This is a genomic window from Pedobacter sp. KACC 23697 (assembly GCF_045348445.1).
Taxonomy (GTDB): Bacteria; Bacteroidota; Bacteroidia; order Sphingobacteriales; family Sphingobacteriaceae; genus Pedobacter.
The window spans coordinates 2,585,584-2,602,494 of the sequence record NZ_CP157485.1 but is presented as its reverse complement, the minus strand read 5'-3'; the positions used below and the strand labels follow the sequence as shown (position 1 = coordinate 2,602,494).

At 39.3% G+C, this 16,911-nt stretch carries 9 protein-coding genes; 7 read left to right on the top strand and 2 right to left on the bottom strand.

The annotated features are described in order from the left end of the window. Positions 1–46: 46 nt before the first annotated feature. The gene (locus ABEG20_RS10390) at positions 47–721 is read left to right on the top strand and encodes an MCP four helix bundle domain-containing protein (RefSeq protein WP_406827301.1); all 675 of its coding nucleotides are present in this window, start codon (positions 47–49) and stop codon (positions 719–721) included. Between the two features lie 291 nt (positions 722–1,012). Here ABEG20_RS10390 and ABEG20_RS10385 read toward each other — a convergent pair whose 3' ends face one another. Then, complete coding sequence (locus ABEG20_RS10385; RefSeq protein WP_406827300.1) at positions 1,013–1,858, bottom strand: S1 RNA-binding domain-containing protein; 846 nt, start codon at positions 1,856–1,858, stop codon at positions 1,013–1,015. A gap of 201 nt (positions 1,859–2,059) precedes the next feature. Between ABEG20_RS10385 and ABEG20_RS10380 the strand changes: the two genes are divergently transcribed. The 3 genes from ABEG20_RS10380 (at position 2,060) to ABEG20_RS10370 (ending at position 6,498) form a co-directional block, all read left to right on the top strand. Beyond that, positions 2,060–3,796, top strand: a complete 1,737-nt coding sequence (locus ABEG20_RS10380) for an ABC transporter ATP-binding protein (protein ID WP_406827299.1) — start codon at positions 2,060–2,062, stop codon at positions 3,794–3,796. Continuing rightward, positions 3,780–5,540 carry an ABC transporter ATP-binding protein gene (locus ABEG20_RS10375; protein ID WP_406827298.1) on the top strand — a complete coding sequence of 587 codons (1,761 nt, stop codon included), beginning with the start codon at positions 3,780–3,782 and terminating at the stop codon, positions 5,538–5,540. Before ABEG20_RS10380 ends, ABEG20_RS10375 begins: the two co-directional genes overlap by 17 nt. Positions 5,541–5,607: 67 nt before the next feature. Beyond that, positions 5,608–6,498, top strand: coding sequence for an SMP-30/gluconolactonase/LRE family protein (locus ABEG20_RS10370; RefSeq protein WP_406827297.1), 891 nt, complete (start codon positions 5,608–5,610; stop codon positions 6,496–6,498). 202 nt (positions 6,499–6,700) lie between these two features. Here ABEG20_RS10370 and ABEG20_RS10365 read toward each other — a convergent pair whose 3' ends face one another. Beyond that, entirely contained in the window at positions 6,701–10,783 is a 4,083-nt protein-coding gene (locus ABEG20_RS10365; RefSeq protein WP_406827296.1) for a two-component regulator propeller domain-containing protein, read from the bottom strand. 339 nt (positions 10,784–11,122) lie between these two features. Here ABEG20_RS10365 and ABEG20_RS10360 point away from each other — a divergent pair, with 339 nt between their 5' ends. The 3 genes from ABEG20_RS10360 to ABEG20_RS10350 are packed head-to-tail and all read left to right on the top strand — an operon-like array spanning position 11,123 to position 16,882. Continuing rightward, a complete protein-coding gene (locus tag ABEG20_RS10360) occupies positions 11,123–14,125 on the top strand; it encodes a SusC/RagA family TonB-linked outer membrane protein (protein WP_406827295.1) in 3,003 nt (1,000 codons plus the stop codon). Positions 14,126–14,153: 28 nt separating this feature from the next. Then, positions 14,154–15,761 carry a RagB/SusD family nutrient uptake outer membrane protein gene (locus tag ABEG20_RS10355; RefSeq protein ID WP_406827294.1) on the top strand — a complete coding sequence of 536 codons (1,608 nt, stop codon included), beginning with the start codon at positions 14,154–14,156 and terminating at the stop codon, positions 15,759–15,761. Positions 15,762–15,772: 11 nt separating this feature from the next. Next, complete coding sequence (locus ABEG20_RS10350) at positions 15,773–16,882, top strand: SusE domain-containing protein (RefSeq protein WP_406827293.1); 1,110 nt, start codon at positions 15,773–15,775, stop codon at positions 16,880–16,882. The last annotated feature ends 29 nt before the right edge of the window (positions 16,883–16,911 follow it).

Sequence of the window (16,911 nt, the reverse complement as noted above, 5' to 3'; positions counted from 1 at the left end):
AAAGCAAGTTGTAGCCCAGAGATTTTAGAAACTAACCAGTTATATTATGAAATTTGCCTTTAGCCTTAAAAATAAGCTGAAAACCGCTTTTTTGCTTTTCTGTATCATGTGCTGCACGCTGATGATCCGTTTTTTAGAAGATAAAAGTGTGGAAAAAATCAATGATTCGTTTATCTCGATGTATAACGACAGGCTTGTTCCGGCTACAGACTTATATTTTATTGCTGAAAATTTATATTATAAAAATGCCATCCTTCAGGAAGTATTACTTGGAAACGATGTTGTGCAGGGTTCAATAGCACTGGTAAAAATGAATAAGCATAACCGAAAAATAGATTCGGTAATCAATAAATACGAACGTACTTTTTTGGTAAAGCAGGAAAAAAGCTATTTAGATGAGCTTAAAAAGTCATTACTTGTTCAGCAGCATGTAGAAACCAAAATGTTAAATGTTGCAGGTGCTCAAGAAGGAAGAACAATTTATGAATCGAAAGGAAAAAATGCAGTTAACCAAACATTGACCAAACTATCAGCCCTGATTAAAATACAATCTAAGGTGGGTAATGATCTGATTAAGGGTTCAAGGATTTTTGTTTCAGGAACGAAAATTTACTCTACACTGCAGGTAATTCTGGCTATTGTGATCGGAATTATGATCGTGTACATCGTTTCCGCTTCTAATATGGTTAAGATTACGAGTGATAAATTTAATCTGAATTAGATTCTTCTATCGGTCGGTGTTGACACCAACCGATAAAAAGATAATATTTTGAAAGGGCGTCATTCCCGTGAAAACGGGAACCACGAAGTGCTCAGCGAAGCTAATCTTAATGCGATAGAACAGCAACTAAATAGGTCCATAACGAGGCATTAAGATGCCCAGTCAAGCTGAGCATGACGATATCGCCAAATTTAATTCTCTTGCTATTTCTGAATCTGTTATTTAGAGACAGGCTCTTCATCGGCTGAAAAAGCCCTCTCGCAATGACGATTTGAGCATTAAAAAAAAATACTATTCAGCATCTTCGTCTGTTAGCAATCTGATAGAATCATCGGAAAGTACAATTAAACGTTCTTTGTATAATGAGCCAATTGTTTTTTTAAAGGCACTTTTGCTAATCTGAAAGCGGTGGTAAATATCCTCCGGGGAACTTTTATCACCCAGCTCAATCACACCGCCACTTTTTTTAAGTTCTTTTAATATCATCTCCTTAGAATCGAGGATGTGGCCATAACCGCTAGGTTGCAAGGTTAAATCAATTTTACCTTCTACTCGGATTTTCTTGATCCAGCCTTTGCGCATGTCGCCCGGTTGGATATTATCGAATACCTCATTATTGTAAAGCAAACCAATATAGGTATTGTTGATAATGGCATTGTAACCAAGATCGGTTTCTTCGGTAATCAATAAACTCACTTCATCACCTTCTTCAAAATCAAAACCATCTTCTTCAACAAAATCGTATAATTTAGATGAAGCTAGCAGACGATCGTTATTTTCATCTAAATAAAGGTAAACTACATATTTGTAACCCTTTTGCATGGGTCTTTTTTGTTCACATGTAGGTACATATACATCTTTATCAATACCCAGATCCATAAAAACGCCATCATCACCATCAGAAACTACTTTTAAGAAAGCAAAATCGCCTACCTCGGCATATGCTTTTTGAGTAGTTCCGGTTAAGCGACCATCTTTTTGTACATATACAAAAACATTAATGTTATCGCCAATTTCTACCCCATTCGGAACGTATTGGTAGGGTAGCACTACCAGTTTATCGCCGTCGGTTAAATTTAATCCGGCTTCTGTTTTACTTAAAATCCTTAACTCGTTGTATTTTCCTATTTCAATCATTTGTTTTTGGGTTTAACCATTTTCTCCAATGGCTTTTATTGCAAAGGTAGTAATGTTTAGTGGCAAATTGGGTTTAAATTATTGGCAAACAGCTTCGTTGGCGCATTTAAAAATATCTTTCTTCTTTAATATCTTTCTTACAAACGATATCAATTAATTCGGCTAAATTTGGAGCCTACAAATTAAGGTATCTTCATTGATATGAAAAAAACCAAAGAAGCCAAAAAGCCAGGTATTTTCAGTTTACTTGGAAATTATAAGGGCTTAGTTTTTATGCTGATCCTGTTTGCGTTACTCAGTAACGGAATAAATTTACTTTTACCTAAGATTATTGCCAGCGGTATCGATTCTTATACCAACAAAACTTTCAACCTTCAATCCATTCTGCTTCAGTTTTCGCTGGCCATTGTGTTGGTTTTTATTTTTACTTATTTGCAAAGTATTGTGCAGACCTATGCTTCTGAACGGGTGGCCAGAGATTTAAGGACAAGGTTATCTGATCAGATTTCGCGACAAAGTCATGCTTATATTATTCAGGCTAATCCCTCAAAACTGCTAACCAACCTTACGGCTGATGCCGATTCGATCAAAATGTTTGTTTCGCAGGCTATCGTTTCCATTTGTTCGTCTGTTTTTTTAATAGTTGGGGCCAGTATTCTGCTGCTTATGATCAATTGGAAACTGGCACTCTGTGTAATTGCCATAGTTCCGATTATTGGCGGGGCATTTTTCTATGTACTGAGCAAAGTTAAGGTGCTTTTTAAAAAAACAAGGGAAGTAATCGATTGGCTCAATAAGGTAATTAGCGAAAGTATCATGGGGTCAGCTTTGATCCGCATCATCAATTCGCAGATGTTGGAGTACAATAAGTTTTTAGATGCAAATGCCAAAGCGAGAGACCTGGGGATATCCATACTCAGGATGTTTGCAGCTTTGATTCCGCTGATCGTTTTTACAGCCAATTTGTCCAGTTTATGTATTCTGGTACTGGGTGGTCATTTTGTCATCACCAATTCGATGACGCTGGGAGAATTTACTGCTTTTAGCAGTTACCTCACGCTGATCATATTTCCCATTATGGTAATCGGTTTTATGAGTAATGTTATTGCACAGGCCACAGCATCTTACCAAAGGATAGAAAGCGTACTCCATGCTGCGGAAATTCACCATCCCGGTACATTAAGCACTTCCTTAAAAGGTTGTGTGGAGGCGAAAGAGATCAGCTTAAGTTTTGGCCAAAAACCGGTTTTGAAATCAATTTCTTTTTCTGCCCATGCGGGTTCGAAAACAGCTATTATTGGTCCTACAGCTGCTGGTAAAACTCAACTGCTCTATATTTTAACTGGTCTGATTGATGCTGATGCCGGATCTGTATTGTTTGATGGGGAAGACATTAAACAATATAAGCAAGAAGATTTCTATAAACAGGTTGGCTTTGTATTTCAGGACAGCATTATGTTTAACATGAGCATCAGGGAAAATATTGCCTTTAGTGATACGGTTACAGATGAATCGCTGGCTAAAGCAATTGCTACAGCTGAACTTAAGGATTTCGTAGATGCCTTGCCCGATCAATTAAACACGATTGTTTCGGAACGCGGAAATAGCCTTTCTGGCGGACAAAAACAAAGGATTATGCTCGCACGGGCTTTAGCGGTGAATCCGAAGATTTTATTACTGGATGATTTTACAGCTCGTGTTGATACCCATACAGAGAAAAGGATTCTGGAAAATATACAACAAAATTATCCAGGTTTAACTTTACTTTCCATCACCCAAAAAATAGCTTCTGTTGAACATTACGATAAAGTGATCTTGCTCATGCAAGGTGAAATCATTGCAGAAGGAACCCATCAGGAATTGTTAAAAAGCAGTCCTGAATATGTTCAGATTTACAATTCACAACAGAGCACCAGTAATTATGAACTACAATCTTAACCAGCTTAGCACCGGGCAGGAAAAGCAATCTACCTATAAAGCACTGAAAAGCCTGCTAAAACTGATTTCTTCCGAGCATAAAAGCCTTTGGCTTGCGCTGATTGCCATTTTAGTGAACTCAGGGTTATTGCTTTTGGGTCCGTTACTGATAGGTCATACGGTTGATACCTATATCCGTACCAAGCAATTTCATGGTGTACTTATTTTTGGCGGCATACTATTGGTGATGTATATGATTGCGATGGTTACAGGTTACACGCAAACGAGATTAATGGGCGGGGTAGGTCAGCGCATGTTATATACCTTACGGAATGCCATTTTTAATAAATTACAGGAATTACCCGTTTCTTTTTTTAACCAGAACAAAGCGGGAGACCTGATTTCGAGGGTGAATAATGATACAGACAAACTGAATCAGTTTTTCTCGCAATCTTTAATGCAGTTTATCGGGAGTATTGTAACCATGATCGGTGCCGGTATTTTCCTGCTTTCCATTAACCTCGAGTTGGGGGCTGCTACGCTAGCACCTGCTGTGGTTATTGTAATTTTTACGGTGGCTTTATCGCCCTGGGTAAAAGGAAAAAATGCTAAAAATTTAAAAAGCGTTGGCGGAATGAGCGCCGAAATACAGGAAAGTCTGAATAACTTTAAAGTCATTATCGCCTTTAACCGCAGGGATTATTTTAGAAAACGTTTTAACGAAGCCAATACCAAAAATTATAAAACAGCTATTGGTGCGGGTTTAGCTAACAATATTTTTGTGCCTGTTTACGGGCTATTATCCAGCATTGCGCAACTAATTACGTTGCTATTTGGTATTTATTTAATTGCCAAGGGCAATTTTACCTTAGGTTTATTGGTGAGTTATATTTCTTATACTACCAATTTTTATAATCCTTTAAGGCAGTTGGCCGCGCTTTGGACCAGTTTTCAGGTGGCTATGGCCAGCTGGGATAGGATTTCGCAGATTTTATCTTTGGAAAGCAATTTAAAACAAATAACATTAAATGAACCGGTTACCTCAAATGTGCTGCTGGAATTTAAAAATGTTCATTTTTCTTATGATGATCGTAAGGAAATTTTGCATAACATTAATTTAAGGTTCGAAAAAGGTAAAACTTATGCATTAATTGGACCAACCGGTGGTGGAAAAACAACAACAGCTTCGCTAATTTCCCGCCTGTATGATCCTACAAAAGGAAATGTTTTACTAAACGGTAAAGATATCCGGTCATTTTCTGCAGCAGAAAGAACACAAAAAATCGGATTCATCCTGCAGGAGCCATTTTTATTTACCGGAACCGTGAAAGAGAATATTTTATATGGCAACAGTAAGTATGCAGCAGTTACTGATCATGAACTGAAAAAAATAATTGAAGAAGCTAACCTGGATGCACTCTTAGCCATATTTGATGAAGGATTGAATACGCAGATTACTTCAGGATCAGACAGTATCAGTTTGGGACAGAAACAGTTGATTGCCTTTATGCGTGCGGTGCTTAGAAATCCTGAACTGTTGATCCTTGATGAAGCTACAGCCAATATTGATACCATAACCGAGCAACTTTTAGACAGTATTTTAAATAAACTTTCAAAAGAAACTACATTGGTTATTATTGCACACCGTTTGAATACCATTGAAAATGCCGACGAAATTTATTTCGTAAACGAAGGTGAGGTGCAAAAGGCCGGAACGCTGAATGATGCGTTGAATATGTTACTTAAAGGGAAAAGGGTAAGTTAATATCTTTACGGGCATAGACCTCGCAGGTTTTTAAAACCTGCGAGGTCTGATCAAATAATTAATACAAATGAAAAAATACTTCTTCTCTCTAGCCTTTTTGGCCTTAAGCTTAGCTTCTTTAGCACAAAGTGCAGAACAAAACCTTTTTGTTCAGGATAGTTTAAAATTGATTTCTGCACAGTTTAAGTTTACCGAGGGTGCTTCGGTTGATCAAGAGGGAAACGTTTTTTTTACTGACCAACCGAACGATAAAATCTGGAAATACGATATCAATGGTAAACTGAGTTTATATATGGATAAATCGGGGAGGGCAAATGGTACTTATTTTGATAAAAAAGGAAACTTAATTGTATGTGCCGACGAAAATAACCAAATCTGGTCTATTGATAAAAAGAAGAAAATAAAAGTGCTCTTTAGTGATTATGAAGGTAAAAAAGTAAATGGTCCGAACGATATCTGGTTAGATGCGAAAAGTGGGATATATTTTACAGATCCTTATTATCAGCGCGATTACTGGACAAGGAAATCGCCCGAAATTCAGGGTCAAAAAGTGTATTATCTGCCTAAGGGGAAAAAAGAGGCAATTATAGCTGCAGATGATTTAATTAAGCCTAATGGAATTGTGGGTACGCCTGATGGTAAATATTTGTATGTGGCCGATATGGAGGCGAATAAAACTTACCGCTATCGTATTGGTACCGATGCCAGGTTAACTGACAAACAACTTATTCTTAACCAGCATTCTGACGGGATGACTTTAGATAATAAAGGAAATATTTACGTAACCGGAAAAGGAGTAAATATTTACAAGCCTACTGGCGAAAAAATTGCTCATATCGATGTGCCGGAAGCATGGTGCGGTAATATTTGTTTTGGCGGAAAAGATAAAAATCTGCTTTTTATTACGGCTTCAAAATCACTGTATGTGATCCCAACTAATGCAAAAGGCGTGGAATAACAGTTGTTTAAATGACATGTAGGCTTAAAAGGCAACGCTGAATTAAGCCGAAAAAAAATTCTGTTCAGTTTATTCAACTCCCAAAAATATAAATCACATTAACTAGTTTTGAAATTCCTACTTATAGGGATAGACGACTATGAAAAAGCCCTCTCAGGATTGAAGGGCTTTTTTACTTTCTCTCAGCCTAATATTTGCTTACTCAAGATTTTAAATTCTGCATGTAACCTGTTGGTGTTACCCCGAATTCTTTCTTAAAAGCTTTTGTAAAATATGATTGCGTTTGGATACCGATCCGGTACATCACTTCTGTCATCAGTACATCTTCAGTTTTCATGATTTCTATTGCCTTTCTAAGTCTCGCAGAGCGTACAAACTCGCCGATAGATTGTCCTGTGATCGATTTTATTTTCTGGTAAAGCTTGGTTCTGCTCATGCCGATTTCTTTACATAAATAATCGATATCCATTTCCGGGTTGATCATTTCGGCATCGATGATTGAAAGTAATTTAGTTAAAAAGGCCTTGTCCCTTTCCGAGTGTGCAAGTGCTTTGGGTTCTGTATCTTTATTTTTTAAATAATGATCTTTCAATTTCTGTCTCTGCTCAAAAATGTTTTTGATGGTAAGCTGTAGCAGGTTAATGTTGATGGGTTTGGTAAAGTAAAGATCGGCTCCCGATTCTGCGCCTTCAATTTCGGATTCAATGCTGTTTTTAGCGGTGAGCATTAAAAATGGGATATGGCTGGTTTCTATATCTTCTTTTATGTGCTTACAGAATTCTGTTCCGCTCATGCCAGGCATCATCACATCGCTTATAATTAAGTCGGGGAGGTCTTTTCGTGCCTGTTCAAGTCCCGCACTACCATCAGAAGCTTCGGTAATGGTATAAGATGGACTTAAAGTATCCTTTAAAAATGCCCTCAGCTCATCATTATCATCTACAATAAGAATGTTGTTGGTGGCGTTTGCTGGTGTTTGTTCAGCAGTTGGCTGTGTTACTTCAGTTTCCGAGCGATAGCTGATGCTTTCTAAACGGGTGCCACCAGGCTCGCTGTTTTGACTGAATTGTTCATTTAAGGTATAATCTGTTTTGCTGCCTGGGATGCCGATAATAATCTCCGTTCCTTCGTTCCGTTCGCTCGATACCTGGATTAAACCTTTATGCAGCAACGTTAAACTTTTTACAAAAGCCAAACCCACTCCAGATCCCAAATGCGTTTCGGTAATCCGGTAATAACGTTCAAATAAATGCCGGATAGAATCTTTCGAAATCCCGATACCACTATCAATTACGCGGAAATAGATGTAGGAACGGGCTTCATAATCACTTTTAATCAGTAATTGATTTTCAAAAGCCGGTTTGCGATTGCGAAGATCAGTAAACACCTGCAGTGTGAGTGTACCACCAGTTTTGGTATATTTGATGGAGTTGTTGATCAGGTTGAGGATGATTTTTTCGATCACCTGCCTGTCGAACCAGCTATTGGCTGGAAGATTTTCTTTTTCTACCGTAAAACTGATCGATTTTTCTGCCGCCATTTCCGAAAATTCTTCCGCCACCTGATCAATAAAAAGGTTCAGGTTTCCATTTACAACATTAAGTTTTAAAGCACCTGATGCTGTTTTTCTAAAATCCATCAGTTCGTTAATGAGTCTGAGTAAGCGGTTGGCATTTCGATGGATGGTAAGGTAATATGTTTGGAAGCTTTCCTGGGTATCTTCTTTCAGCAGGCGTTCTATTGGTCCTAATATTAATGAAAGCGGTGTACGGAACTCATGCGAAATATTGGTAAAAAACTGAAGCTGCGTCTGGTGCATTTCTTCCCTTTTTTCTTCTTCAATTTTTCTGATCTCTAATCTGCGTTTAAAACTCAGTACTAAATAGGTTAAATACAGGGCTGTGGCCATCACGATTAGCCTAAACCACCAGGTTGACCAAAAAGGTGGTGAAATGACGATTTTTAGCGTTGTTCCGGTAGTATTCCAAATATTATCATTATTTGAAGCCCTTACCTTAAAAGTATAGGTCCCCGGATCGAGATTGGTGTAAGATGCCTGCCTCGCATGGCCAGCAAAAATCCAGTCTTTATCTTCCCCCTCCAGTTTGTAAGCATAATTGTTGTTTTCATTAGCAACATAGTTTAAACTGGCAAATCGGAACGATATCGAAGCCTGATCGTAAGCCAGCCTGATTTCTTTGGTATAACTGATATCGTTTTCTAAAACAGATCCTTCGTTGTTGGGAAGAATCGTTTGATTAAAAATTTGGAACTCCGTCAGGTAAACTGGTGGAATAAACTTGTTGGTTTGTATATCATCAGGAAAAAATGAATTGAAACCATTTACTCCGCCAAAAAACATCTCACCATCGCGTGTTTTTAAATAAGCGTTGGTTTCAAATTCGAGTCCCTGCAAACCATCTCCTGTATTGTATTTTTTAAAGTTTTGGTGCTGCGGATTAAACCTGGTTAGGCCATGGGCAGTAGAGATCCAGAAATTGCCTTTATCATCCTCTGTAATTCCTTTTATAAACTCGGTTGATAATCCTGCTTTGGTGGTGTAAAGCTCAAAATTGTTTTTGGCACGGTTAAACCGGTAAAGTCCGGCCTGCCCGACCCACAAATTGCCATTGCTATCGATAAAAATTACCCTCAAATCGGGCCTTTTTCCATCGCCCATAAAATAATGGGTAAATACCTGCGTATTCAGGTTGTAACAGTTCAAACCACCATCATCTGTACCGATCCATAGGTTTTTATATTGATCTTCATTAATGGCAACAATATTGTTTCCGCTTAATTTACTACCGTTTTTCCCTTCGCTAATGCGTTTAAACTGTTTAGTTTGCGCGTCAAAAAGATTTAATCCGCCATAATAAGTGCCTATCCAGATATTTCCGTTACTGTCTTCGAACGATTTTTGTACATAATCAGAGGAAATGGAGGTGGTACTGGCATTGTGCTTAAAACGCGTAAATGAGCCATCGCCGTGCATTAAGTTTAAGCCGCCTGCCCAGGTACCAATCAGTAGCATCCCGCTTTTGGTTTCGGAGATATCGAGAATGGCATCGGCCCCAATACTCATCGGGTTAAAAGGATTATAACGATAGTGGAGAAAGGTTTTATTTGCTTTGTTGTAAATGTCGAGTCCGCCACCATCGGTTCCGATATAAATGTTACCGGCTTTATCCTCGTAAAATGTCCTTACATCATTATAACTTAAACTGTTTTTATTAGGCTCCTGGCGCACCAGTTTAAATTTTTCTGCCTGCGGACTATACAGATTTACCCCGCCCCGGTGTGTACCGGTCCATAAATTTCCTTGTTGATCAACAAAAAGTGCCGAAACAGTGCGTTGCGATAAACTAAGGGTATTGCCTGGTTCGTTCTGGTAATGTGTAAATGTTTCGGTTTTGGGGTTAAAAAGGTTTAAACCTCCGTTAATGCCACCAGTCCACAGGTTTTTTTGTTTATCAAAAACAATAGCCCTCACCAGGTTACTGCCAATACTATTATTGTTTTTTTCCTGGTGCTGATAGGTTTTGATAGTGTTTTTGACAGGATCGTAGTGGATGAGGCCGTTTTCTTCCGTCCCAAACCAAAAGGAGCCATCCGGATCTTTTTTAATGACCCTGAAAGATTCATTTTCCAATGTTTTAATGGCTGTTGAGCTACCTGACTTAGGGTTTAAAATCTGGATGCCCGCATCGGTTGCCATCCAGATATTTCCATTAATATCGCAGTATAAATCATTGATATAATCCTTTCGGTCGGTTTTTTTCTGATCCGACTGGTATTGAAACCGGCCAAAACTACTCGATTTTTGATCCAGCAAGTTTAGTCCGCCACCATAAGTGCCAATCCAAATTCCCTTTGCGGTTTCTTGAACAGAAGTAATGATGTTATTAGTCTGGCTTTTTTTGTCTTTGGACCGATAAGTGGTAAAATTGTTTTTCTCGGCATTAAACCTGTTTAGCCCATCTGATGTACCAATCCAAAGGGTATTGTTTTGATCCTCAAAAATACACCTGATGAAATTATCGCTGATGCTGTTTCCGTTTTTGCTGTGTCTGAAAACGGTGATCTGATTGCCATCGTATTTGTTCAATCCATCGCGTGTACCAAACCAGATAAAACCCCGGTGATCTTGAAAAATACATTCGATGGTGCTGTTTGATAGTCCGTCTTCTACACTAACGTGCTTAAATTTTAAATTTTGTGCGCCAACGTTTCCTATCGAAAAAATAAAGAGGAGCAGGAAAAAAGTTCTCGTTAACGTGTTCATTTGACGGTTTATGCAGACAGTTCTGAGCCGATAAAGATAATTGATTTTTGCGAAGGATTAGTATGATGATTTAGAGGAGAAGCAAGAGATTTACCTGCGTATCATCATTCCCAACTTGATTGGAAATCTTAATGATTTCGCTGATTTGTAGCTTGCATTAGGATTCCCGCCTGTGCAGGAATGACGCAAGAGGTTTAGAACAACCGCATTTAAAAAAATGCTTAATACGCCATTTAAACCAATAATATGTCGATTAGCACAAAAGAAATGAACAATAGCACAAAGCGGATAAAGCCACAAAGCTTTCATTTGTATCGTTAATTCTAACCATAATATTTTATGCACATTTTTACATTTTTCATCAGGAGTAACAAGCAGATGTTAATGCTTTTACTATTGATTTTTACCCATGGATATCTTTTTGCACAGCAGGCCACCATTACCGGAGTTGTTAAAACAGCACCCGATAATTTAGGTATGCCAGGGGTAAGCGTTCGTTTAAAAGGAACCGCGATTGCCACCTCTACTGATGGTAACGGAAACTTTAGTATCAAAATAACTGCAAAGGCTGGTATCCTTGAATTCTCCTCAATAGGTTATAAAGTAAAGGAAGTTCCGGTTACTCAAAGCACCACTTTAAACATCACTTTAATAGAAGATGCTTCTACCTTAAATGATGTAGTGGTGGTAGGTTATGGAACGACACGAAAACAGGACCTTACCGGTTCGGTAGCGGTTGTGGGTGTTAAAGATTTCCAAAAAGGGAGTATCAGCACCCCGGAACAAATGTTATCGGGTAAGGTATCAGGTGTTTCGATTACCTCAAACAGCGGTCAGCCGGGAAGCGGGAGCACCATCCGTATCCGTGGTGGTTCCTCATTAAATGCCAGTAACGATCCGTTATTTGTGATCGACGGTGTACCCCTGGAAAGCGGAGGCGTTTCGGGGGCATCTAATCCACTGAGTTTTATTAATCCAAATGATATTGAAACGTTCACGGTGTTAAAAGATGCCTCGGCCGCAGCCATTTATGGTGCAAGGGCATCCAATGGGGTAATCATCATCACCACAAAGAAAGGTTTGGGCGATGCCTTAAAAGTGACTTTTAATTCAGTAAACTCGGTTTCTAAATTAACCAGACAACTGGATGTATTAAGTGCTGATGAAATCCGCGCAATTGTAAATGCTAAAGGTACTTCGGCGCAAAAAGCTCAATTGGGATCGTTTAATACCAATTGGCAGGATCTGATTTATCAGGATGGTTTTTCTACCGATAACAACATCAGCATTAGCGGAGGAGTAAAAAAACTGCCTTACCGTTTGTCCATCGGTTATCAAAACCAAACAGGCGTGTTAAGAACCGACCAATTGCAGAAAACTTCAGCTGCCCTCGTTTTCAATCCGAGGTTTTTTGATAATCACCTCAAACTGGATATCAACCTGAAAGGTAGCATGCAGAAAACGCGTTTCGCCAATACGGCTGCCATTGGTGGAGCAGTAAGTTTCGATCCAACACAAGCTACTTATACCAATCGATCAGACTATAATGGCTATTGGGAATGGTTAGATTCTACTACTCCAACAGGATTGGTGAATCTGGTTGGCCGTAACCCGGTTGGTTTACTGGAGCAAAGAGAAGACCGTGCAAAACCCATGCGCAGTATCGGTAATGTTCAGCTGGATTATAGTTTTCCCTTTTTACCAGAATTACACGCCAACTTAAATGCAGCTTATGATGTGGCTTCAGGAAAAGGTACTGTTTTCGTTGATCCAAATGCAGCAGAGGCATTTGTTGGTAACCTGAATGGTATTGGTAACGGCGTAAATAACCAATACAAACAGAACAGGAGAAATACTGTGCTGGATTTTTACCTGAACTATATTAAAGAGTTTAAATCGATTAAAAGTAGGATAGATGCTACAGCAGGTTATTCTTATAATGATTATTTAACCACGCAATATTATTATCCAAGTTTTGATGCCAATGGCAATAAGGTGGCCAATTCTGATCCGGCTTTTGCTTTTAACAAACCTCAATACCGTTTGATCTCATATTTCGGAAGATTAAATTATAATTACGACGAACGGTTTCTTTTAACGGCGACGGTACGTCGCGATGGTTCGTCACGTTTTGGTCCTGCCTATAAATATGGTGTATTTCCATCTGTGGCATTGGCCTGGACCGTTAAAAATGAAGCCTTTTTGAAAGATAATAAAACCATATCCGCCTTAAAACTAAGGGCAAGTTATGGTATTACAGGACAACAGGATGGAATTGGCAATTATGGGTACATGTCTACCTATGGTTTAAGTGCTTTAAATGCATCTTACCAGTTCGGAAATACCTTTTACCAAATGTACCGTCCAAGCGCTTACATTGCCAATATTAAGTGGGAAGAAACAGCAACAACCAATATTGGCCTGGATTTTGGCTTATTCGATAACCGCGTTACAGGTAGCCTGGATTTTTATCAAAAGAAAACCAGCGATTTGTTAAACCTGATTCCACAACCTGCCGGAACAAACTTCGCGGCTACGGCCATTGTAAACGTAGGCGATATGGAAAACAAAGGTGTGGAGCTTACCCTGGGTTTTAATCCGGTAAAAGAAAAGGATTTCAACTGGGATTTCAGCTTCAACGCTACTTATAACAAAAATACCATTACCAACTTAACAGTGGTACCTAACGATCCGAATTATGCAGGTTTTCCTAGCGGAACCATTGCAGGTGGTGTTGGCGGACAAAATGCTTTTATTAACGCAGTTGGCGGACCAAAAAATACTTTCAATCTGTTTGAACAGACTTACGATCAGAATGGAAACCCGATTGAAGGCGTTTATGTAGATCAGAATGGCGATGGGGTAATTAACCAGAACGATTTCAAAAAAGGGAAACAGGCCGATCCTAAAGTATTTTTAGGTTTTAGCAATAACTTAAGCTACAAAAAATGGAATCTATCTTTCACTTTGAGGGCGAATTTAGGAAACTACGTTTATAATAATAACTTTAGCCAAAGTGGTAATTTAGACCAGATTTTAGGTACGGCCATTATTTTAAATGCTTCACCAAATTACCTTACCACCAATTTTAAAACACAACAGTTATTGAGCGATTATTATGTTCAAAATGCATCATTCCTGAGAATGGACAATGTTAACCTGGGTTATGCTTTTGGTCAGATCTTAAAAACCAAAGCAAACTTAGCTTTAACGGCCAGTGTGCAAAATGTGTTTGTCATTACTAAATATAAAGGTTTAGATCCGGAGGTAGCCTCTGGTGTAGATAATAACATCTATCCCCGTCCACGTATTTTCTCTTTAGGCCTGAATGTTAATTTTTAAGATCATGAACCGTATTAACAAAAAATATATGAAACCACGTGTTTTACAACTATTTATGCTGGCTTGCACTGCGGCAATTCTCACCACATCATGCAACAAACTGGATCTGGTACCGACCAATGATCTTACTGCTGATAAAGTATATACTTCGGCAGCGGGTTACAAACAATCATTGGCCAAGGTTTATGGGGCTTTTGCGCTTACAGGGAATGCATCGGTTGGCCAGCCCGATATTCCGGTAGAAATTATCAAAGATGAGGGGAACTCTGATTTTCTTCGTCTGTATTGGAATTTGCAGGAATTAACCACCGATGAAGCGGTTTGGTCGTGGAAGAATGATGCTGGTATTCAAGGCTTGCATGAAATGACCTGGTCATCCATCAATTCGATTATCAATGGTTTATATTACCGTTCATTTTTTCAGATTACACTTTGCAACGATTTCATTAACCAATCTTCTGATGATAATTTAAGCAAAAGAGGAATTGTTGGCGCTGATGCCGATCAGGTGCGCAGGTTTAGGGCAGAGGCCCGTTTTATCAGGGCTTATCAGTATGCCGTATTGATGGATATTTATGGAAATCCGCCTTTGGTTACCGAAACTACCGAAATAGGCGGGAAGGATTTACCCAGGCAGATTAGCCGGAAAGACTTATTCGCTTATGTGGAATCAGAACTTAAGGCCATCGAAAATGATTTAGCGGCACCTAAAGGAAATGAATATGGCCGTGCCGATAGGGCCGCATCCTGGGCATTATTATCCAGGATATATTTAAATGCAGAAGTATATACCGGTACTGCCCGGTATACCGATGCCATCACCTATTGCAACAAAATTACCGCTGCAGGTTATGCGCTTCATGGCAATTACCTCGAGTTAACCATTGCCGATAACCACTTAAATACGGATGAGAATATTTTGACCATTAATTATGATGGTACAAGCACCCAGAATTTTGGGGGTACCACTTACCTGATGCATGGACCTGCGGGCGTTCCTGCAGAGGTATCAGGATCAAATGGTAACTGGGGCGGATTAAGGATTACGCAGCAATTTGTAAATCTTTTTGCTGATAAAACCGGCGCAACTGATACAAGGGCACAGTTTTATATGTCGGGACAAAATATGGAGGTAAATGACCTGTATACTTCTACCGATGGTTATTCCAGCACCAAATACCGCAACAAAACCCGTTCTGGCGGCCCGGCCCCGCATCAGGATGTTGCCAAAGATTTTTCGGACATCGATTTTCCTCTTTTCCGTTTAGGCGAAATTTATTTAACCTATGCTGAATCCGTTTTACGGGGCGGATCAGGTGGTAGTTTAACGCAGGCCTTAACCTATATTAACCAGTTGCGTACCCGCGCCTATAATGGCAGTACAGCCGGAAATATTACTCCGAGTGCGCTAACCACCGATTTTATTTTAGATGAACGTGGTCGTGAGCTTTGGTATGAGGCCACCCGCAGGACAGATCTGATCCGTTTTGGAAAATTTACCACTGCAGCCTATTTGTGGGCGTGGAAAGGTGGTGTTAAAGGCGGTACAGCGGTGAACAGCAAATACAATCTTTATCCATTGCCACCAACAGATCTTTCGGCCAATCCAAATCTTCGTCAGAATACAGGTTATTAATCTAAATTATCATGAAAAAATCTATTTATATCCTATATAATATGCTTGTAATCAGCGTGTTATTCGGTTGCAAAAAAGAGGAAAGTACAAATGTAGTTACTCCACCCAGTGCAGGTAGTCTCGCTTTTAAAAGCGCTACAGCTACTGTGGTGTTAACTTCAGCCACTGACGCCACCAATGTGGTTACCTTTAGTTTTAAGGCCGCAAATTTTGGCGTAAATGTTATTCCAACGTACTCTTTAGAGTTTGATGTGCCTGCCGATACCCTCGGGCCAAATGCATGGGCAAATGCCATAAGCGTTAAACTTGCAACAGGTGTTTTTGAAAAAACTTATTTGGGTGCCGATTTTAACTCGCTTTTGGCCAATCAATTGTTATTGCCAACCGGTGTGGTAAGTACCTTGGTTGTAAGGTTAAAGGCAGAAGTAACCCAAAATACGGGAATCGCTTCTACCATCAAACCGATTTACTCCAGCCTGACCATGACGGTTAACCCATATAAAGCTACTATCGAATATCCGGCGCTGATGGTAAAAGGAGGCAACTCCTGGAAAACACCAACCGCAAGGACGAATGGTTTTATATTAACCTCAGCTAAATTTAATTCTAAATATGAGGGATATTTAAATTTACCAAATGCCGACGGCTATGGAGGTGATGCTTTCCAACTGGTATCAACAAAGGATGCGAAGGTTTACGGTTGGGGAGGTACATCAACAACCATGAGCTTAACCGGTGGTAATTTATACCTTACGCCGGCACCGGCTTATATGAAAGTTAATGCCGACGTAGATGCTTTAACCATTACCTATACGCCTGTTAAATTTTTTATCTCGGGTGATGACAATGCCTGGAGCACCTCATCAACGCCATTGATATATAATGCAACAACCGGTAAATGGGTTGCCGCAAATGTTCCCTTAACCGCGGGCAAAACTTTCGTATTTACCTGTAACGGCGGTTACGATATCAGCTATAAAATAGATGCCAATGGAGCTTTGATTTATGCAGGCGCGCCAACCTGGGGCGGTATTAATATCCCGGTAACTAAAACAGGTGTTTTCACCGTTACTTTAGATTTAAGTGCCGGCGATGGAAATTATACTTATTCAATTAAATAAATTTTCGTTTCGTCATTCCTAACCCGATT